17 protein-coding genes are annotated in these 21,036 nt (G+C 47.9%); 10 read left to right on the top strand and 7 right to left on the bottom strand.

Annotated features, from left to right (window positions below):
* Positions 1-54 precede the first annotated feature (54 nt).
* Positions 55-1,008: a hypothetical protein gene (locus AC3Y23_RS19665; protein WP_379202090.1), complete on the bottom strand. Its 954-nt coding sequence runs from the start codon at positions 1,006-1,008 to the stop codon at positions 55-57.
* 191 nt (positions 1,009-1,199) lie between these two features.
* Here AC3Y23_RS19665 and AC3Y23_RS19670 point away from each other — a divergent pair, with 191 nt between their 5' ends.
* Positions 1,200-2,969, top strand: a complete 1,770-nt coding sequence (locus AC3Y23_RS19670; RefSeq protein ID WP_379202092.1) for a M3 family oligoendopeptidase — start codon at positions 1,200-1,202, stop codon at positions 2,967-2,969.
* Positions 2,970-3,455: 486 nt separating this feature from the next.
* Here the strand turns inward: AC3Y23_RS19670 and AC3Y23_RS19675 are convergent, their stop codons facing one another.
* A complete protein-coding gene (locus AC3Y23_RS19675) occupies positions 3,456-5,051 on the bottom strand; it encodes a bifunctional metallophosphatase/5'-nucleotidase (protein WP_379202094.1) in 1,596 nt (531 codons plus the stop codon).
* 172 nt (positions 5,052-5,223) lie between these two features.
* Here AC3Y23_RS19675 and AC3Y23_RS19680 point away from each other — a divergent pair, with 172 nt between their 5' ends.
* The 8 genes from AC3Y23_RS19680 to AC3Y23_RS19715 all read left to right on the top strand — a co-directional run bounded on the left by AC3Y23_RS19680 (position 5,224) and on the right by AC3Y23_RS19715 (position 14,454).
* Entirely contained in the window at positions 5,224-6,204 is a 981-nt protein-coding gene (locus tag AC3Y23_RS19680) for a phosphate/phosphite/phosphonate ABC transporter substrate-binding protein (RefSeq protein WP_379202096.1), read from the top strand.
* Between the two features lie 111 nt (positions 6,205-6,315).
* A complete protein-coding gene (phnC, locus tag AC3Y23_RS19685) occupies positions 6,316-7,104 on the top strand; it encodes a phosphonate ABC transporter ATP-binding protein (protein ID WP_379202423.1) in 789 nt (262 codons plus the stop codon).
* Positions 7,101-7,892 carry a phosphonate ABC transporter, permease protein PhnE gene (phnE, locus tag AC3Y23_RS19690; RefSeq protein WP_379202098.1) on the top strand — a complete coding sequence of 264 codons (792 nt, stop codon included), beginning with the start codon at positions 7,101-7,103 and terminating at the stop codon, positions 7,890-7,892. Before phnC ends, phnE (AC3Y23_RS19690) begins: the two co-directional genes overlap by 4 nt.
* Complete coding sequence (phnE, locus tag AC3Y23_RS19695) at positions 7,889-8,692, top strand: phosphonate ABC transporter, permease protein PhnE (protein ID WP_379202100.1); 804 nt, start codon at positions 7,889-7,891, stop codon at positions 8,690-8,692. Before phnE (AC3Y23_RS19690) ends, phnE (AC3Y23_RS19695) begins: the two co-directional genes overlap by 4 nt.
* Before the next feature lie 139 nt (positions 8,693-8,831).
* Entirely contained in the window at positions 8,832-9,353 is a 522-nt protein-coding gene (locus tag AC3Y23_RS19700; protein WP_379202102.1) for a GNAT family N-acetyltransferase, read from the top strand.
* A gap of 86 nt (positions 9,354-9,439) precedes the next feature.
* The gene (locus tag AC3Y23_RS19705) at positions 9,440-10,171 is read left to right on the top strand and encodes a ZIP family metal transporter (RefSeq protein WP_379202105.1); all 732 of its coding nucleotides are present in this window, start codon (positions 9,440-9,442) and stop codon (positions 10,169-10,171) included.
* A 246-nt stretch (positions 10,172-10,417) separates the two neighbouring features.
* The gene (locus tag AC3Y23_RS19710) at positions 10,418-11,677 is read left to right on the top strand and encodes an O-antigen ligase family protein (protein ID WP_379202107.1); all 1,260 of its coding nucleotides are present in this window, start codon (positions 10,418-10,420) and stop codon (positions 11,675-11,677) included.
* Between the two features lie 146 nt (positions 11,678-11,823).
* Positions 11,824-14,454: an S-layer homology domain-containing protein gene (locus tag AC3Y23_RS19715; protein WP_379202109.1), complete on the top strand. Its 2,631-nt coding sequence runs from the start codon at positions 11,824-11,826 to the stop codon at positions 14,452-14,454.
* Between the two features lie 74 nt (positions 14,455-14,528).
* On the opposite strand, the gene AC3Y23_RS19720 is transcribed toward AC3Y23_RS19715, so the two are convergent.
* From AC3Y23_RS19720 to AC3Y23_RS19730, 3 genes are all read right to left on the bottom strand, one after another.
* Positions 14,529-14,777: a hypothetical protein gene (locus AC3Y23_RS19720; RefSeq protein ID WP_379202111.1), complete on the bottom strand. Its 249-nt coding sequence runs from the start codon at positions 14,775-14,777 to the stop codon at positions 14,529-14,531.
* 407 nt (positions 14,778-15,184) lie between these two features.
* Positions 15,185-16,174, bottom strand: coding sequence for an L-glyceraldehyde 3-phosphate reductase (mgrA, locus tag AC3Y23_RS19725; RefSeq protein ID WP_379202113.1), 990 nt, complete (start codon positions 16,172-16,174; stop codon positions 15,185-15,187).
* Between the two features lie 194 nt (positions 16,175-16,368).
* Positions 16,369-17,217, bottom strand: coding sequence for an AraC family transcriptional regulator (locus AC3Y23_RS19730; protein ID WP_379202115.1), 849 nt, complete (start codon positions 17,215-17,217; stop codon positions 16,369-16,371).
* Between the two features lie 406 nt (positions 17,218-17,623).
* Here AC3Y23_RS19730 and AC3Y23_RS19735 point away from each other — a divergent pair, with 406 nt between their 5' ends.
* Positions 17,624-18,523, top strand: coding sequence for a general stress protein (locus AC3Y23_RS19735; protein ID WP_379202117.1), 900 nt, complete (start codon positions 17,624-17,626; stop codon positions 18,521-18,523).
* Between the two features lie 155 nt (positions 18,524-18,678).
* Here AC3Y23_RS19735 and AC3Y23_RS19740 read toward each other — a convergent pair whose 3' ends face one another.
* A complete protein-coding gene (locus AC3Y23_RS19740; protein WP_379202119.1) occupies positions 18,679-19,875 on the bottom strand; it encodes a polysaccharide deacetylase family protein in 1,197 nt (398 codons plus the stop codon).
* A gap of 181 nt (positions 19,876-20,056) precedes the next feature.
* On the bottom strand, positions 20,057-20,983 hold the full coding sequence (locus AC3Y23_RS19745) for a DMT family transporter (protein ID WP_379202121.1): 927 nt from the start codon (positions 20,981-20,983) through the stop codon (positions 20,057-20,059).
* Positions 20,984-21,036 lie beyond the last annotated feature (53 nt).

Genomic DNA, 21,036 nt, shown 5'->3' on the forward strand with positions numbered 1-21,036 from the left:
CGCAATAAGTAAAGCATTCACTCAAGCTCCGCCTTGAGGGGGACGGCTGGAAGGCTATGCAGAGGGATTCTTTTTCCGCCTAAAAAGATAAACAGCATTTTCATCCGACGGGGGCAGAATGAGAGAAGAAAGTCGCTCGTCCAACTCCATAGTAAACTTATCAGCGTTATAATAGGCGTCAAAATCTCCGGTAAATGCGGGATTCTTTGTTCCGATAACGATATATAGGTCAACTGAGGGTGCCTTGAATACATGTTTTTCATATGAGTTTTTAGGTACAGGCCAAGAACATAGCACTACCTGGGGAGTGTATTTAAGCAGGGCCGTTTTGGCGTCCGCTTTTTCCACAAAGGAGGGGTAGGTTATGTAATGGCTCCAACTATAGTCATCGGTAGCTTGGCAGTTTACATGCTCATTCTGCAAAAATTTAGCCAAGGTGCCATCACCGGCAGCGATTTCAAGACAGGATTGGTTTCCGATCAGAGTTGAAAGCTCTTTAATGAACGCTCGCGAATAGAAACAATAGATTCCTTTTTTATTGACTAGAGGCATTAATATCTTCTTTTGAATGACAAACCTCCACCAAAACTTGAACAGTCCCAGTGAGACGGGTTTCCTCTCAAGACCCTTTCTGAATAAAAGCTTCTGCAATATAATGCCATCCCAAAAATTGAACTTTACATTATTCTCCGGGGTTTTGGATGAAACGGCGATGTTAAGCTGCTCTAGCAGATAAATAGCAAATCGGGCCTTGATTACATCGGGCAAAAATGCATTTATTGTTGTTTCATTGAACCTGCTTTTTTGAATTTTAGTATGAGCAATCTTTGCGCTTACAGTATATTTATCAAGGATGGCAGTAATAAGCTTAGACTCTCTGCCGTTTCTTAGTACACTAATTTCGTGGAGGACCTCTTCTTGATACTCTGGATATTGCTGTAACAATACTTCCATGCTGATTTCATTGGCCAATATTTTCTTGGCGGTGCTGTTCGTAAAATTTCTCATATTATTCTCCAATAATCATTTAGTAATAATTACTAATAAAATTAATATTAATCCATATTATACTTTAAAATTCCTAATAAAGAGTTTATAGGAAAATGTGAAAAATAATAATGAAAAATGATATAGACTACTGGTATTATTGGGGAATTGAACTTAAGATATATGACTGTACTAAGGAGAGGGGTTCATCAATGAATATGACATGGGATCTGGATAGCCTGTATCCTTCTTTTGAGTCCGAGAAGCTGAAGGAAGATCGCAATCGTCTGGATCAATATATAGAGGGTTTAAAAGAATGGGCTGCGGCAAATTTGCATACTGCGGGACCAACCCCTGCTGCAACCGAGGCTTTTTTAAGAAAGCATAATCAATATAAAAGTGTGTATGTTTGTCTGATGGCTTACGCAGAGCTGGTACTCAGCGCCGACGGCAGTAGTCAGGAGGCAATAAGCCTGCTGGATGATATTGAACATGCGAATGCAGAAATTGTCGGCATAATCGCTGGTTTTAAACGCTGGTGTGCTGATTGCGAGAATCTGGATGAGCTTGTTGGAAGCTCGGCCTATCTGTTGGAGCATCGTTTCTATTTAAGTGAAGTGTTGTCTCAATCCAGGTTTGTTTTAAATGAAGAAGTGGAGGCTACTATTACCAAAATGCAGAGCACCGGGTCCAAGGCTTGGGAGAGACTCTACATGGAGACAGCTTCGAGTGTGCTTGCGGAACTTGAGAGTCAAGAAGAGGTGCGTAAAGTAACTCTGGCAGAGCTGAGAAGCATGGCCTATGATCATAGTCCGATGGTAAGAAAAGAAGCTTATGAGGCAGAAGCCCAAGCTTGTAAATCGATTGCCCAAATTTGTGCGGCCTGCATCAATGGAATTAGCGGTGAGGCGCTAACAGTATACGGAATGCGGGGCTACGCTTCACCTTTGGACAAGGTGCTGACAGCTTCAAGAATGGACCGTGAGACATTGAACGCCATGCTCTCGGCACTTCAAGAAAGCTTGCCAAGCTTCCACAATTTTTATGAGAAAAAGGCGGTATTGCTCGGACATTCATCTAAGCTACCGTTCTATGATCTTTTTGCGCCAATAAGTGATGAAAAGAGTGAAATTTCCTATGAAGTTGCACAGAACACCATAGTATCCAGTTTCGGAACCTTTAGTGGGGAGCTGGCGGATTTTGCCCGGAAGGTATTTGAGAAGTGTTGGATTGATGCGCAGCCGAGAGCTGGAAAAGGCGGCTATGGGATGTGTATTGATATTTTTCCGATTGGGGAAAGCAGAATCATGACGCAGTTTACAGGTAATTCTATGGATGTTGCTGTGCTTGCTCATGAGATCGGTCATGCCTATCATAGCTCATGTTTGGTGGGAGAGACGATGCTGAATACAGATTATCCGATCCCAATTGCGGAGACGGCTTCGATTTTTTGTGAGACTTTGGTCAACCAGACATTGATCGCTGGCGCAGCAGAGAAAGAGATTGTGTCGATCCTGGAGAGAAGTATTTCCGACGCTGGCTATTATCTTGTGGATTTTTATGCCCGCTATTTATTTGAGACACGCTTGTATGAGCGTAGGGCATCGGGAACGTTATCTGTTGTGGAGCTTAATGAGTTAATGCTTACATGTATGTCGGAAGCTTATGGGGAGAGCATTGACCCGGACACGATTCATTCGTATATGTGGCTGAGCAAGGCGGGATATTTTATGGCCGGGAATGAATTTTTGAACTTTCCATATTCATTCGGCTTGCTGTTCTCCAAGGGGCTTTATGCGGAGTATTTAAAAAGAGGAGAAGATTTTGCAGCTCAGTATCGTCTGTTTCTAAGCGCCACAAGCAAGCATAACATCGTTGATGTGGCCGCCCAAATGGGCATCAATGTTCACTCTGTAGAGTTCTGGAGAGGGGCGTTGGGGCTGATCGAGGAAGATATCGCAGCGTTCATCCGCAGATCTTAATTTGAATAAGCGAAGCGTTCATTAGTGCGCTTTTTACTATTGGTACCTTCATCTATATTAGCCTCTGATTATATGCTGTACGTATGAACAAATGTCTGCACTCGCTCGCTTTAGCCCACGTTTGAGCTTGAGCAGGATTTTGATATCAGGAAAATATACCGTTAATTCGCTCCGTTCCCCTTATTTAATCAAAATAACGGGAATTTCTCCCGTTAAAAACCTCTTTTCTCCGTAAATGCGGCAGACACGAGGTGATTAACGGGATTTTTTCCAGCTATTTTCGTAAAAAGAGTAGATATGATTAAAATAACAGGAGTTATTCCTGTTATTTTCCACGCCCTATCGAGTGGATTTGAGCTGTGTCATTTGTCCGAGGGAAGTTCTTGCGAACGAAGGGGTCATTTGTACTTTAGGCTACAGGAAGTTCATTATTGAGACATCGAGTTCATTTTCGGAATGATGTTGTGTGTTTATAGATTTGCACAGTTATTCATCAGTTCCCACAATTACTCGCCAGTTCCCGTCACAAGTTGCCTCAATATGCCCCTTTTGCTCAATATAATGGGTCACAATCTCCGATATATCGATGAGAATCTCTTTGATGATTGGTTTTCCTGGATACATCTCATAGTCGCCCCCGCCGACTGCGCGGTAGTTGTTCATAACGACATCATAATCCCCGTCATTGTCTAGCGGTTTGCCATGATAGTTCAGCAGGGTCACCCGCTCGCCGACAGGCCGCGCGATATCGAGAATGTATTCAATCCCTTCCCACATATCGTAATTGTAATGCTGCGGCTTAGGCTCGATATAGGCTGGGTTGATCTCAAGCTGGCCGTCTTCACCGATCTGAAAGTAATTGGCGGTCTGCTCCAGGGCTTGTCGAATATCTCTTCCTTTCAGCCGCAGTACGGTCAATGTGTTCGGATAGATGAAGTTTGCGAGAATATCCCTGCGTGTTATGGTCTGATCGAAACCTCTACACTCGTTGCGAAGCAGTGGTGCTGTAGAAATGTCCACACCGGCCGCTTCCATCTGCACCTTGTTCATAAATTCAATGAACGGATGATCGGCCAAGCGGCATTCGGCAGCGCTAGTGATGGAGAGGTCCCCCTGAACCTGCCCCACGGTATAATCGAGCCAGACCTGTGTTTTAGCTTCAACAGCACTTGTCAGCTCAATAATACGCTCATCCACAGCAATACTGGAGTCTACAGAGAGTAATTCGGCCTGCTTGTCCTGAAGTCTCCATTTCCCGTTTTCTTCGGTGAAGGTAGCGGTAATCTTGCCAAGTGCCTGCCCATTGAAGCTAGGCTGAATCACAGTTACTCCATTGATTTCACTGGTGATGGAACGGTGCTGGTGACCGGTAATCAGCACATCCAGTCCCTCAATCTCCATACACATCGCATAGCCTTGGTTCTCCCCGGTCTGTCTTTCCGTAGGTTCCCCGGTCTGCAGATCCCGCTCGAATCCTCCATGATACGCAACGACCAGGAGGTCGGGCTGTTCGTCAGTTCGAATGTCCGCACACCATCTTTTTACGGATTCAAGGGCGTCATGGAATTCCAATCCCTGAAGATGAAGAGAGTTCTCCCAATTGGGGATATAGTGTGTAGTTACGCCAAGAACCACAACTTTGATCTTCTGGTCAATCCATTTGACAATATAAGGCTTGCCGAAGGCCGGTTCGCCGGTATCCTTATCGGTAATTCCCGCTGAGAGCCATGGAAAGCTAGAGTCCTGCACAGCTTTATCAAGCACATCCATTCCGAAATTGAATTCATGATTACCAAAAACGGCTGCATCATAGCGCAGCTCATTCAGGGCAGAAATTGCCGGATGTTGATCTTCTTTGCCTTGGGTGGCTGAATAATATGCCAGCGGTGTGCCTTGAATAAGATCACCGTTGTCGATCAGCAGCAGTTCAGGTGTATGAAGTCGTTCCTTGTGAATGAGGGTGGCGATTCGGGCCAAGCCCTGATGACTCATCTCGCGGGTTCGGTAATCGACAGGCTGGATATGGCCGTGCAGATCACTCGTGACGAGAATTTCACAGGTGATAGTATCGTTTTTTTTCATTAGTAATAGGCCTCCCCAAGATCATTTCGCTATCATTCTAACAGAAATAAAAGTGGATTTAAGAGGTTGGGTGAAGATTTTACGGAGAATTGACAATCAGCCTCCTTACTTTTAACAGAATCCCTTTATAGTTTAGAAGTACAAAAAATAGACAAATCTGGAGGTCTTAAGGTTGAAAAAAATCAGTAAATTCGTTTTGCCGCTAATGATGTCCTTTGCATTTCTTAGTGGTTGTGGTACTAACAACACGAACCAGGCCAACTCCGCAGACCAAGGATCGGCTGCTACCAACGCACCACAGGAAACGACGGCTCCAGTAGCGGAAGGCTATGTTCCCGAGAAGCTGACTGTACAATTTGTACCGTCCCAGAATGCGGATACGCTCGAAGCCAAAGCCAAGCCGCTTGAGAAATTGCTGAGCGACAGACTTGGAATTCCTGTCCAAGTTAGCATCTCCACTGACTACAACACCGTTATCGAAGCGATGGCTTCCAAAAAAGTAGACGTAGGCTTCTTGCCGCCAACCGCTTATGTATTGGCTAAGGAAAAAGGCGCTGCTGAAGTTATCCTGCAAGCACAACGCTTCGGTGTGAATGATGATACTGGCGCACCTACCGACCAACTGGTGGATTTCTATAAATCGATGATCATTGTTAAAAAAGATTCTCCGATCCAAACTGTTGCTGATCTGAAAGGGAAGAAGATTGCTTACCAGAACGTAACTTCTTCTGCAGGCTTTGTATGGCCGGCTGCTACACTGATGGACGCAGGCCTTGATCCACTGAAGGATGTTCAGGCGATCACAGTTAAAGGGCATGACCAAGGCGTGCTGGCCGTGCTGAACGGTGACGTTGATGCTGCTGCAATTTTCCAAGATGCCCGCAACATTGTCTTGAAAGACTATCCGAAAGTCTTTGAAGACACACGGGTATTGGCCTTTACGGATAAGATTCCTAACGACACCATTTCGGTTCGCTCTGACATGAACAAAGAGTGGGTGGAGAAAATCCAGAACGCCTTCATCGATATTGTGGCTGACAAAGAAGGTCACGAGATCATCAAGGATATTTATTCCCACGAAGGTTATGTAAAATCCGATGATAGCAAATTCGATATCGTTCGCGAATACAACCAAAAGGTTAAAACAGAGTAGGTCGGGTCTTTCACAACAATCTTACCGATAAGACATGAGGATAGCCGGTCCGGGCGCTTGCCCCGGTCTGGCTATCTCTTTTATTCGATATAACACAAAGGAATGATTCCATTGATAGAGCTTCAGAATGTATCTAAAACCTACCCGAACGGCACCAAGGGCCTGAACGGGATTAATCTGACCATTGCTAATGGAGAATTTGTTGTGATTGTGGGGCTATCCGGTGCGGGGAAGTCGACGCTGCTGCGTTCGATCAACCGGCTTCATGATATTACAGAGGGTGACATCCGCATCGGCGGTCAATCCATTACGAAGGCCAAGGGCAGCCGACTGCGGATGATCCGCAGGGACATCGGGATGATCTTTCAAAGCTTTAACCTGGTGAAACGAACCACCGTGCTGCGTAACGTGTTGGCCGGAAGAGTCGGTTATCACTCTACATTGCGCACGATCCTTGGCCGTTTCCCGAAAAGCGACATCGAGCTGGCATTTCAGGCGTTGGATCGGGTGAATATTGCTGAGAAGGCCTATTCGCGTGCAGACCAGCTTTCGGGCGGACAACAGCAGCGGGTGGCGATAGCCCGGGTGCTGGCACAGGAGGCACGGGTAATTCTCGCCGATGAGCCTGTGGCTTCACTGGACCCGCTCACCACGAAGCAGGTTATGGATGATCTGAAGAAAATCAATGTAGAGTTAGGCATAACGACGATTGTGAACCTGCATTTTATTGATTTGGCGAGACAATATGCCACCCGAATCATCGGGCTACGTGCCGGAGAGGTCGTATTTGACGGGCCGGTGTCTGAAGCAACAGATGAGAAGTTCGCAGAAATCTATGGACGTCCCATCCAGAAGGACGAACTGCTTGGTGAGTCTGCGCTTGAGGTGCCCGTGTCATGAGTACCAATACGGAGAAACTTCGGCCGAAAGCACCGAGAAGGCTAAAGCATTATTTTACGGCGGCGATCTTGATTGTTCTGCTGTGGAGAAGCGCTGTTGTGACAAATTCCAGCTTGGGGGAACTGATATCCGGTCTGCCGAACATGCTGGACCTGCTGAAGGAGATGTTCCCGCCGAAGTGGTCCTACTTTAACAAAATCGTGGATGCAATGCTGGAGACGATCCGGATGGCGCTGGTCGGCACTACGCTGGGCGCTATTCTGGCTGTACCGGTGGCGCTGCTTAGTGCAAGCAATATCACCGTTAGCCGCTGGTTGCATCATCCAGTCCGCTTTTTATTAAACTTGATTCGTACGATCCCGGATTTGCTGCTGGCGTCCATCTTTGTAGCGATTTTCGGGTTAGGGCCACTGCCGGGGATATTCGCCTTGACGGTCTTCTCGCTAGGGCTGATTGCCAAGCTTACCTATGAGGCGTTAGAGACCATTGATCAGGGACCGCTGGAAGCCATGACTTCCGTGGGGGCGAACAAAATTCAGCGCATTGTATTTGGTGTAATTCCACAGGTACAAGCGCATTTCATGTCGTATGTGCTGTATGCCTTTGAGATCAATGTCCGTGCAGCGGCCGTGCTTGGTCTAGTAGGAGCAGGGGGTATCGGTCACTACTATGAGGTTACGCTGGGCTTTCTGGAGTACGACAAGACCTGCACCATCATTCTGTTCACGCTGGCAGTGGTGCTGATTATTGATTATGCAAGTACAAAGCTGCGGGAGAAATTATTATGAGTAAACCATGGAGTGAGCTTGTTCCCAAACCACGGAAGAACCGTTTCCGCTGGCTGATTTATGTGGCGCTGGCCGCCATTTATATTTGGGCGTTTTCAGGTGTTCCGTTTAACGGTTTCAAAGAGACGGCCGGGGTGATTACGAAGGCAATCTTTAGCGGAATCTTCTCCCCAGACTGGGGATTCGTCTATTTGCCGGACGGCGAGGATTTGCTACACGGATTGTTGGAGACACTGGCAATTTCAGTGTTAGGTACGTTTATTTCTACATTTGTTTGTATCCCGTTTGCTTTCTGGGCAGCGGTGAATATGAGCCGGGGAAAAGTAATCTCGGGTTCTGGTAAGCTGGTCTTGAGCTTTGTGCGCACCTTTCCTGAGATTGTTATGGCCTTGCTGTTCATCAAGGCTGTAGGCCCGGGTTCTTTTGCTGGTGTGCTGGCGCTGGGATTGCATTCGATAGGGATGCTGGGAAAACTGTTCGCAGACGAAATCGAGAATATCGACCGTGGGCCGCTGGAAGCACTGATTTCCTCTGGGGCTACCCGCATGCAGGTGTTGTGGTTCGCGGTGTTGCCTCAGGTGCTGCCCGGGTTCCTCTCCTATACACTTTACCGGTTCGAGATCAATGTCCGTTCGGCTACGATACTTGGTGTCATTGGTGCCGGAGGGATTGGTACGCCGCTAATCTTCGCGCTTGGAGCGCGAAATTGGGACCGTGTAGGAATCATTCTGCTCGGGATTATTGTGATGATTACGGTGATAGATATCATTTCAGGGACGATTCGGAAGCGTTTGGTGTAAACACAAATAGCTACAAAACATAACTCACACAAGTTAGCTCTGTGTGGGTTTTGTTTATATTGAAGCAATAATTATCGTATTTGCGGTACTATAATAGGGTAAGGGGAGAATGTAAGTTTAAGAAGGAGAAGTGGTAGATTTGGTTATTCGTATTTTAAACGCTAACGATGCTGAAGTTTATCAGAAGCTTCGGCTAAGAGCATTGAAAGATCATCCTGAAGCCTTTCTAAGCAGTTATGAAGATGAAAAGGATATGCCGCTGGGGATGGTTGAAACAAGACTGCAGCCGGATCAGGACAAATTCACTCTCGGAGCTTTTAATGATAATGGTGAGCTTGTAGGTATGGTGACTTTTATCCGGGAGAACCGGGAGAAGGTCAAGCACAAAGGGCTCGTAGTAGCGGTCTATGTGAGCCCGGAAGCCCGCAAGCTTCGTCTCGGCTTTGCTTTAATGCAGGAACTGATCGCCAGAGCGGCGCAGCTTGAGGGTGTAGAGATTCTGAACCTGGCTGTGATGTCTGGTAATGAAGCGGCGGTAAAGCTGTATGAGTCGCTGGGTTTCACTAGCTATGGCAAGGAGAAAAAAGCTGTTAAGATCGGTGATACTTACTACGACGATGAACATATGAGCCTGGATTTAAATGAACGGAGAACGGTTTGAATTCGATGAGATATCAATAATAGTAATAATATCCCTGTCTAGAGCATATGCTGGTCTATCCGACTTGTCCCAAAGGAGTTGAAGACTTGGCTAATGCGCTTCTAGGCAGTTTTTTATCAGCAATGGCGACTGTGCTCGGCGTAATTCCTATACTGTTCGTGAAGAGACTATCGGAGAAATGGAAGGATGTGCTGGTTGCATTCGCCGCCGGAATCATGGTATCTGCTGCCACCTTTGGGTTAATGCCGCAGGCAATCCAGGAGTCGGGGATCATATCTTTGACCCTTGGACTGATCACTGGGGTTCTGCTACTGGATTTGATTGAGAGTCATATTCCCCATATAGATGTAGAGAACAAGCCTGGATACACCAATATGGATTCCAAGGCATTGCTCGTCATCATTGCGCTCTTTATCCATAACATCCCTGAAGGACTCAGCACCGGGTTCAGCTATGCCAGCCAGCAGGCCAGCCTTGGACCCACGGTTGCGCTGGCTATCGGTGCACAAAACATCCCGGAAGGGCTGATTCTGGCTGTATTTATGATGAACTCCCGGACAAGCCGGTGGAAGGCATTAGGGATCGCCGCATTGACCGGACTCATGGAGATGGTATCAGCAGTGATCGGTTATTTTACAGCCAGTTCGATGCAGAATGTAGTCGGCTATGGTCTTGCTTTTGCTGCAGGGGCGATGCTCTTTATCGTCTACAAGGAACTGATTCCGGAGAGTCACGGCCATGGTTATGAGCGTTCATCGACCTATTCGTTCATTATCGGGCTTCTAATCATGGTGTATATCACACAGATTTTTCAATAGGATGGATAAAGGATTTTTGGTAAAGTCTGTCGAACAAGAACAATTATGATGACCACATATGAAACGAAAAGGTTGCCCTTTTACACGTTGCTGTTATTTATAATTGTCGGAATGCTTGGAGCGGGTTTTTTTGAGCCTCGTTCCTTTTTGACGTTAGCTGTGGTCCTTTATGCTGTAACCGCGATAGATCTGGTAAGGGTTAAAAGGTTTACGCTGCTACCGGTGCATATCTTTCTACTGATAATAATGACTTTATATTGGCTGGCAGTAGGACATGCCGCTAATCCTGAACAAGCCGTGCTGGAGGCGGCCAAAGTATCGCTGCTGCTACCGGTCGCGCTGCTCTTTACTGGCTTATCCGGTCATCAGCGTGATCAACTTTGGGCGGCATGGGCCTGGAGTGGTGCAGGACTCACACTTTGGGGGTTCTTCTTCGGCCTCTTCCGCGAGGGCAGACTGGAATCCACGTTGGGCTATGCCAATGTGTACGCTGTCGTGATGGCAGCTGGCTTGGCCGCAGGCTGGCACGCCTACAGGCGGTCCAGTCAGCAGAGATATTGGCTGTTAATGGCCATTCAGCTGTGCGGGCTATTGATGTCAGGTTCAAGAGCAGTATTAATTCTTAGCGCTGTCGGAACGGTCTTTTATTTGCTTTTGAATAGAAGAAGCAAGGGGGCTGTATGGGGAGCAATTATCATCCTTACGCTTCTTCTAACCGCGGTTGGTGTTGGTGCGCTCCATGGCGGCGCTGGAAGCATTCGAAGCATTGGCTGGGACGCCTCGGAGTTCTCTCTGCGTCGTATCTATTGGAGTGATGGCTTGCGGCTGTGGAAGGCGCATTGGCTGATTGGTACCGGCGGGGGAGGCTGGGCGGTGTTGTATCCCTCTGTCTTTGTAAAATATGTGCATCAGCAGTATTTGCAAATGGCGCTGGATACAGGCATTGTCGGGGCCTTGGCGTTTATCGCCATGATCCTGGCTGCACTTCGGGCCAGCTGGCGCCGGGGGCGGGAAGGCTTAAGCAGCATGCTGGCCGTGCTATTTTTCTGTGCCCACCTTGCTTTTGACATCGACCTGGCTTATCCGCTGGTCTTCGGTTTGTTTGTAATGCTTCTCTCTGAAATGGAGCTAGCGGGATACAAGGGAAAAGAGATCATGCTCACTGGCCTACGGCCTACTGGCGTCGTACTGCCTTGTCTTATCGCTATTTGCGCTTTTGCCTGGATGACGGCAGGGTATATGTTGATCTCTAAGGGAGAAGCGGCAAATGCCACGAGAGAGTGGAGCAACGCGCTGCAAAGCCTGCAATCGGCGGAGAAAATGCTGCCTTGGTCGGATGAAGTACACTACCAAATGGCTGCTGCTTATTCCGGTTTGGCCCAAGCGCAAGGGGATGAGAATACGATGAAAAAGGCCGTTAACGAGATTAGGATCGCTGCTTCGAAGGTTCCCGCTAACAAGAAGTATCAGGAGATGTTGAAAAAGGTGCAGAAAAGTAAGAAATAGGAATATATCTATAGCAAATATATATTGTTATTTGTTGGAATTCATCTTATTATGGGGAAAGATTTCCAATACATACATATCTATTTTTAGGAGGAATTATTCTGCACAAGATCATACGAAAAATCAGCGTTTCCCTGGCAGTTGTCATGCTGCTGGTCCTGAGCGCTCCGGTATTGACATATGCGGCTAGCATTCTCAAATTAAAGTATGATGCGTCCACCGGAGAAATCTCGGGGATTATCTATTCCGATCAGAGGGATATTTCCCTGAGTCTTGATCTCGGAGGACAAGAGGTTCCCGTCTCTTCGGACGTGGTGGGAGCAGTGTATCATTCCTCTTCATCCAATATTTTCTGGGCAAATGTGAACGGGCAGATCGGAACGGGACTGGCTCCCTGGAACATTAAGGTCAGAGCGGGAGATGAGAATCTGATACCGGCCAGCGTAACGGGAAGCACCTATGAATTCAATTTCTCCCCACTGTTTGGTGCTCCCGACATCTATCGAAATTTTCAATATGATTACTATAATGACGGCACTCATCTTTTTCTAAATTGGTCACCTGTAGACCGTGGAGGAATATTTGGCTTTTCCCACTACAACGTGTATGACAATAACGAGCTGATTTTCTCAACCCGTGACAACTCTATGTTTCCGATTACAGAACGATATGACCGGCTTCCTGTATTTTCATATCATTCCTTTCACCAATTTCAGGTAAGCGCAGTGGACTGGCTGGGCCATGAGACGGGAAGGTCGGCACCGTATATGATGAGAGCCCCAGGTTTGATGAAGGAGGCAAAAGCAGAATATGCGGGGGCCAAACCAGGAACGAAACTCCAGCCACTTGATAGCATTGTATCCTTCACGCCAAGCTGGGAGCAGCTTACAGATACTTTTACAGATGCATTCTATCTGGATTTGAAATTCACGGATGCGCTTGATTACGACTACAATGCCGCGCCATATACACTCAACTATAATGCTATTCAGGCAAGTGATTTCGAGCTGGTAAAATCGGACGGGACGGTGATCCCCGTGAGAGGATTAACGCCCAAGAATAAGACTATTAGCCTTTCTTTCCAGCAGGCATTAGATAGCAAAGCAACTTATACGCTCCGACTATCCAAACAGGCTTCTGGTGATGAGATTGCCCTACCCAAGGTGAACACAAGAAGCGCTGGTATTGATCTTTATCTGCAAACCCTGCCTGAACATGCCGTTAGCTATAGGTTCGAAGCATTTGTAGATGCGTTTATCGGTACATTTCCAGATCCCCCTACAGGTCTGAAAGCTACTTCAGGAGACGGGACACTGAGCTTGACCTGGAACAGTAATACGGAGGCGGATCTGGATGGATATCTGGTATGGCTGGACGGCAAGCTGCTGACGCAATCTCCGATTCAGAAGACCAGCTTCTTCATTGATGGATTGACCAACGGAAAGACGTATCATGTCAACGTAGCTGCTGTGAACAAGGACGGTGGCCGTTCGCTGCAAGCCTTCATTTTCCCTATACCTAAGGTACCGGATGGAAGTGGTAATACGGAAGGACCAGGTGGTTCAGGCCTAGGAAATGGAAGTGGTGGTAGCGGTGGCGGCGTAACTGCCACGGGTCCTGCAACTGTGGGACTGGCTCCTGCAGGCCCAGCTCTATTAGCAACTCTAGTGGACAAGGATGGAACCTCCAAGACCCTGGGTGTTGCGTTAAGAAGCGACAACGGCAAGGTCAAAGTGTCGGTTGCCGAGGATATCAAGCAGCTTCTGCTGCCAGCAGCCGGAGAATTGCTAAATAAGGACAACACGCTGGTGATTGAAAAAGATGATCTATCGCTGGCTATCCCTGGACAGGTGCTTGAGCAGCTAAAAAGCTTGGTTCCTGTAGCACAGCTGGTCAATTCAAGAATTTCCGTAGGGTTCACCCCGATCGGCATTACCGAGCTTGCCGAAGATACAGCCAGAGCAGCTTCGCAATCTGCTAATACAGTCATCACGCCAGGTGGTGCAGCCTTCAATATTACGCTGTCACTTATCAAGGAAGATGGTAAGGAAAGCAAGCTAAGCTCGTTCAGCTACCCAGTAACGTTAAAACTCAAAGTTGTAGAAAGCAGCCAACCTAATCTCACGGGGATTTATAATCTGAACGAATTGGGTGGGATGCAATATTTGGGAGGAAGGTTAAGTGACGGATATTTGTCGGTAGATGTCAGTCATTTCAGTAAATATGCGGTGCTGCAATATGACAAGTCGTTCACGGACGTGTCTGCCGGACATTGGGCTTTGCCTGCGATCAAATCGATGGTAGCTCAGCATGTCGCGACAGGAACAAGTGATACCCGCTTCTCGCCCAATCAGCAGGTGACACGCGCGGAATTTGCTACCTTTATTGCCCGTAAGTTGAACTTAAAGGCTTACGGTACATCTGACTTTACGGATGTACCTTCTAGCAAATGGTATAGCGAGTCCGTAGCCGCGGTAGTGGAGACGGGGATTGCCAGCGGACAGTCCGAAACGGTGTTTGCGCCGGAGCGCCCGATCTCACGTCAGGAGATGGTCGTTATGGTGATGAAGGCGTATGCCTATAAGTATATGTTGCCTTTTAATGTAGGCGATGAAGGAATACCGTTCGCCGATCAGGCGCAAATATCGGCCTGGGCCAAGCCATACGCAGCCGCTGCCCATAAGCTTGAATTGGTTCAAGGCAGCAGTGATAATAAGCTTGATCCTAATAAGAAAGCTACTCGCGCTGAAGCCGTTATGGTGATCTCTAAGCTATAGCTTATGGCTCATGCTGAGGCGAGAATGAATTGAATTATGCTATAACTCAAGAGGATGTCCCCAAAGCTATAGCTTTAAGGACATCCTCTTTGGTATGACTTGACCCAATAAGATGGGTGATGGCGGTTGGTGGCTTGTGGGTTCGAACGCTGGCCGCTCGAACGCTGGCCGCTGGTCCGCTGGCCGCTCAGCCGCTGACGCTCGGTCGCTAATTGCTCGTCCGCTACCCTCCCGAACGCCATACCCTCTGTGCTCCATAGCTCTGTTGCTGCCCGCTCGTGGCACCGAAGTTTGGTCGCTCCGAAATAGTGGCAATTCTGCACCTTATTTAAAGATAAAACCATTGAATTTGGCAAATAGATGCAATAATGCACTCTATTTTCACAGGAGAAGCCTCTTTTCGGGCTAAGCCGAAGAATTAGTATACACTTTTGCTCTTAATTCCCTTTTTATCGTGTATAAATACAAATTAAGGTGCAGATTTGCCTCTATTTCTCAAAACCTCCGACTTTCCAGACCTGGGGCAATTGATCAATGAGAGCAAGGGAACAAGAGAGCAAGGGAGCGAGAGAGCGAGAGAACAAGGCAGAATGTCCCCAAAGCAATATAATAGCCCCTTATCAGCCAGCCCCTTTGTTACGCAAGTCTCAAAGTAAAAACGGCAACCTAAAGTCGGTGCAGCGTATAGCTGTCCGGCTCCAGTTGCCGTTTTTGAGATACTTGTATGGAATTATCCGCGTAAAATGGACTCGATTTGCTCCAGCTCTTCCGCACTAAGCTCAGGTGCGTTCAAGGAAGCTACGGCATCCTCGATTTGGCTCACCTTGCTGGCACCAATCAGGGCAGAGGTTACTCTTCCGCCGCGAAGAACCCAAGACAGGGCGAGCTGTGACATCTTCTGACCACGTGCTGCAGCCAGCTCGTTCAGCTCCCGTACTTTGCCAAGGACTTCTTCCGTAAGTTCATTCTCGGAGAGGAACACGCTTGGTCCGGCTGCCCGGGAATCAGCGGCAATTCCGTTCAGATAGCGATCGGTCAGAATGCCCTTTTGCAGTGGCGAGAACGCGATGGTGCCGATGCCTTCTTCGGACAGCACATCCTGCAGTCCATCTTCAATCCAGCGCGACAACATGGAGTAGTTCGGCTGATGAATCAGACATGGAGTCCCCAGCTGACGCAAAATTTGCGAAGCTTTGCGGGTATCTTCCGCATCGTAGTTACTGATTCCCACGTAGAGCGCCTTGCCCTGACGGACAAGCAGATCCAGTGCGGCCATTGTTTCTTCCAGCGGGGTGTTAGGGTCTGGACGGTGATGATAGAAAATATCTACATAATCCAGGCCCATCCGTTTGAGGCTTTGATCGAGACTGGAGACGAGATATTTCTTGGAACCCCATTCGCCATAAGGACCTGGCCACATATAATAGCCTGCTTTTGTGGAAATAATCAGCTCATCACGGTAAGCACCAAAATCTTTGGCCAGTATCTGGCCGAAGCTCTCTTCCGCAGAACCTGCAGGCGGTCCGTAGTTGTTAGCGAGATCGAAATGGGTGATACCGAGATCGAAAGCGCGTCTAACCATGGCTCTACCGTTCTCAAAGGTATCAATTCCACCAAAATTATGCCAAAGGCCGAGTGAGATGGCTGGAAGGCGGAGACCGCTATTGCCTGTCCGGTTATATGTCATGCTGTCGTATCGGGTAGGGCTGGCATTGTACATGAATGTTCCTCCTAAATGTTTTAGTGAAGCTCAATCACTTGAGATCCTTCAAAATAAAACTGACTCCGAAAAGCATTGGTTATCGTGCGATTAGACGCAGGATTTCACAGGGAATCTGCACTCTTTTCGGGTGTGTGTTACGTTCTTATTGTAGCGAAAGAAGACGCCTAAACGTATGTCAGAAAGGAAGGGAATTATAGTACAATGTCCGTTTTGGCATGACTGAGCCGGAAATCCTTCGGGGAGCAGCCCTTCACCTTCTTGAACATGCGAGAGAAGAGCAGCGGATCCTGGTAGCCGACCGACCTTGAGATTTCACCTATGCTGCAGGGTGTTTCTGTTAACAGCTCACAGGCTTTGGCGATGCGAAAATGAAGCAGATATTGTTGCGGCGGCAGCCCAACGGTGCGCTTGAACAGCGCCGATAAATATTTGCGATCCAGCTTCAAGGAGGAGGACATCATCTCCACTGTAATCGTCTCACAGTAATGCGAATGAAGAAAATGCAGACATTGCTCCACATAGGCGCTTTTCTGCCGTGGTACGGGCAAGCTGATCGGAGACGCCGGGACGGTTCGCAGCAGCAGAGAAAAGAACTCATACATAATCGCTTTTAAGGATAGATCCAGGCAATCTGCTGCTTCCGCTGTTGAGGTCAATCTCGCATACAGATTCGGCATCAACTGATCATCCATCGGAAATACAGGGCAGCCTGGCGACAAAGAAGTTTTGGACAAAATAGAATCCATCTGTTCACCGGTAAAACCGATCCAGGAATAGGACCAGGGATCATTTTGATCAGCAGCATAGTAAGTAACAATATGAGGATACGTAAGGAAGGCCTGTCCGGCGCCAAGGGTGTGACTACATCCGCCAACCTCAACTACACCGGTGCCTCCATGGATAAAATGAATTTTGTAATGATCGCGCACACCGGGGCCGACCGTATGCCCGGGAACGCATTGTTCCCGCCCCCAATAGTGCAGGTGCAGATCGGGATTACTCCGAAAGGGACGCTCCGGATTATAGTTATAGATAGCCATGGCTGCTTTAGCCTCGTTTCTCCGAAAAAATAGTTCTGATTCTATATAAGTTGAACTAAAGAAAAACGAATAGGGGAGAAGGAGTGGAGGGGAAGATTGGAACTGAAGGAGCGAAAGCGATCGCCTTTGTCTCCAGATTTCAACCGCTACAAGCGGTTAAATAGAGGAAATCTGGAGACAACAGCGACCGTAAGTCCAAGCTTCACCGGAGTGACGCCGATCCTTATGTTAGTATCTTAAGTTCAATATATAGAACAGCACCCTCATTATACCCCAATTCCTGAGTAGATGGTCTGTATATACCCGTGGTGAAATGGACCAGCATTCGTTTATCTGCTGAAAGTTTGGTTAATTAAGCTATGAAGCAGGGTAAACTAACGAGGACTAACAACAGGAGGGTATCGTTATGGATAAAAGAATTGTGGGTGTCTTTACAGTCGAACATGAGGCTTCCGGAGCGATTGAGGAATTAAAACAGCATGGTTTTCGGACAGATGATATCTCCGTCATTGCCCGTAATCCAGAGGATGCCCATACGATTTTTGAAGGGACAGGAACCAGGGCGTCAGTAGGTATGGCTTCAGGTGCTGCGACCGGAGGTGTGCTTGGAGGAGTGACGGGACTACTGGTTGGTATCGGGGCGCTGGCTATTCCCGGCATTGGGCCGATTATTGCAGCTGGACCCATCGCGGCAACTTTAGCAGGAGCAGCTGTGGGTGCCGGAACTGGCGGTCTGGTTGGAGGGCTGATCGGACTTGGTGTTCCGGAGGATGAAGCCGAGAGTTATGACCGGTATGTAGGTTCGGGACATATCCTGGTGATGGTGGATGCGGAAGGCGAGCAGGAGCAGGAAGTCCACCGTATTTTCGGACGGCATCGCGCAGTGAATGCCAATTACTCGGATAGAGAGGTCGCGGAGGCATTGCCTGAAGCCCGGGCGTTGGATATCCGGGAAGCTGCGGATGATTCCGTACAACATACTGTCGACGCCGCTTTCAATGGTTCTGGTCTGGAGGATAAGCATGATACAGGGTTGGACACTAGAAACGGTTCTTCCTCAGATAAGCTCCCACAGGACCGGGCAGCGCAAGACATAAAGCGGGCAGGAATGACTGGTTCCGTAGAAGAATCGGATGCACTTGCAGCGGCCGACCAGAAGGACGCCAGATCCTTGGCCTTTTCAACAGGTACGATGGATGCTATGGATACGCTCCCGAGCGAACACGGAGGTAAAGGCACTGTAGGCGAACAGATCCGTGAGGAGCGCCGGCGGGAGGCAGAGGACTTCGGTAAAAACGAAGGCTGACTGTAGTCCATGGGCCCTCACCCCTACAGCAATCTAACTCAAGCATCAACAATAAAAAGGCGACCTGTAACCAGATCCAATATCCTGCATGCAGGTATTTGATCCGCGACAGATCGCCTTCGTTTGCTCTCACAATATCTTGCTTGAATTAAGAACTAGAATAAGCTCAATGACACTTTGCGGTCTCTGTTGCTGAGTGTCATATTGATCTTTGTTGCGGCGCTGAATTCCCGTAAGGGAATCATCAACTCGTTGCCTTTCATTCTAGGTACAGAACCGGAAAAAGGCAGCGGAATATCGTTGACCATGAGTAGCCCCTTCGTCTCAGCATTCTCCGACTCTTTGCCTCCACGTTTCATTCTGGCAATCAAACGCTCCGGTGTGTCTCCTGCTCTGGAAGCGTCCAAGCGGTAGCCAATTTGGTCGAATTTAGTATTGATGCCTTTACCGATCGTGAAGAACAGGTTGATGCCCTGTGCCTTTGCCACTTCGAGGGCGGTTAGGCTGTATTTTCCGTAAGGGAAGCACAGAATGTTGCGAGTGTTGCCGAGCTCGGTCTGCAGGCGGTTATCCGCGTGCCGTAAATCAGCATCGATTCTGTTTCGGTATTCCTGCACTGTTTCTACCCGATTTTCTTTGGGCAGATATTGCAAATGCGGCAGCGCAGGCTTCTGATCGCCTTCACTGTCAACAGTAATCATATGATGCGCATCGTAGGTATGGTTGTAAAAGCTCATGCCAGACTTTTTCATCTCCCGCATTTGATCCCACGTTAGTTTTGGCATGCCTGGTACATGGCCGTCAACCGCGCCGACGATGACAAAGTTGGTCGCCGTATCCCCAAATTCTTTCAGAATCGGATAGGCATATGTGTAAAAGGATTCGTATCCGTCGTCAAACGTCAACAGTACCGCGTTATCCGGTACCTTGTCGCCCTTGAGTATGAAATCAGCATACTGATCCATAGTAATGATGTGAAAATTATTTTTCTTTAACAATTCAAGCTGGGTTCTGAATTCGGCTGTCGATATGGATGAGGCCCCCTGCTGCACCTCTGGAGAAATGGCATGGTACATTAGCGTAAGCACCTTATCGCGGTAATAGATCCCTTTACCGGTTGGAGTTGATTCTTGCGGCAATGGGTCCCATGAGATTTTCAAACCCAAACTACTCTCCAGAAAGGAAGCGGGAACGAATAACTCGCCGTGGCTAAGCTGGAATTTGGGTGACGGTGTTTCCTTACCCTCTACTTCAACACTGTACTGTATCGGAAAAAACATGCGGTACAAGAAGACAAGCAGGACGGCGCTGATTACGGTGAGTGTCACAAGCTTCATTTTACTCAATTTCATAGATGAATCCTCCTTGGCAACAAACAAATAGTAGAAAATTTCTGATTCCGTCCAAACGTTCTGACCGTATTCAGCGAAAAAAAGGATGGCCTCTGCCGTTCCCGGCATCTGGACCATCCCCAATTTATCATATCTCGCTTAAAATTCTGTGAAAAAAAAGTCATTTTTCTGAAAATGTAAGCTATATTTTTTTTGGCACCGCTGGTAGAACCTTGGATTTGAAAATCATCTGCTTCAGGGTTTTTCCATTAATAAGAATGATTCCCACGATAATGGTTATTATGCCGAGAAGAGTCACCCAGTTGATCGTTTCATTGTAAAAGAGGACCCCCACGCCTACAGCAATAGGTGGTGAAACGTACAGCCAGGTCGATGGGAAAACCGGATTGGTCTTGGCGACGAGCCAGTAGAACAGCGTCTGACCGACCATGGACCCAATCACAATAAGATACAGTACTGATCCGGCTACAGGGAAGGAGAACAGCCAATCCGTCTGTACATCCTCTGTAAAGAACGAGAGAATAAAGATGAATGCTCCGCCATACATCATCTGGACGGCATTCTGGGCAATGGGCGAGACTTCCGCCATGCTGGTGGTCACTTTTTTGGAATAAAGCGCTCCTGCTGCATAGCAGAGCTCTCCGATCAGAATGGCAACACAGCTTATGATCCATAAGGGAGAGACATCTACAGTAAGTTTAGGTAGAACGAGCAACAGAACACCGGTGAATCCGATGAGAGAGCCGAACAGGGAAAGTGTCGGGGTCTTTTGCCGCAGAACGACGGTTTGCAAGAGTAGCATCATAATCGGGCCGGTTGCTGACAACACCGCAGCCAATCCTGAAGATACATATTGTTCAGCCCAGTAGAGGGCAGCGAAGGTTCCGAAGGTCAGTGCGGCTCCGGTTATCAGCATTTCCTTGCGTAATAGCAGGGAGAAGCTGGCTTTGCGTTTCCAGACCATCCACAGGAACAGAATAACACCGGCCAGGAAAAAACGCAGTCCTGCGGAGAAGAACGGCGGTGCTCCGGCATCCACGCCGATTTTGATTGCCAGGAAGGTCGTGCCGAAGATTAGACAAACAAGTGCATAAGCCAAAAGAATCATGTTCAGTTCCCCTTTGGAAATGTTGTAGAGTCATACTTGAAGTATTCGTTAAT

It is taken from the genome of Paenibacillus sp. MAHUQ-45, from assembly GCF_058133325.1.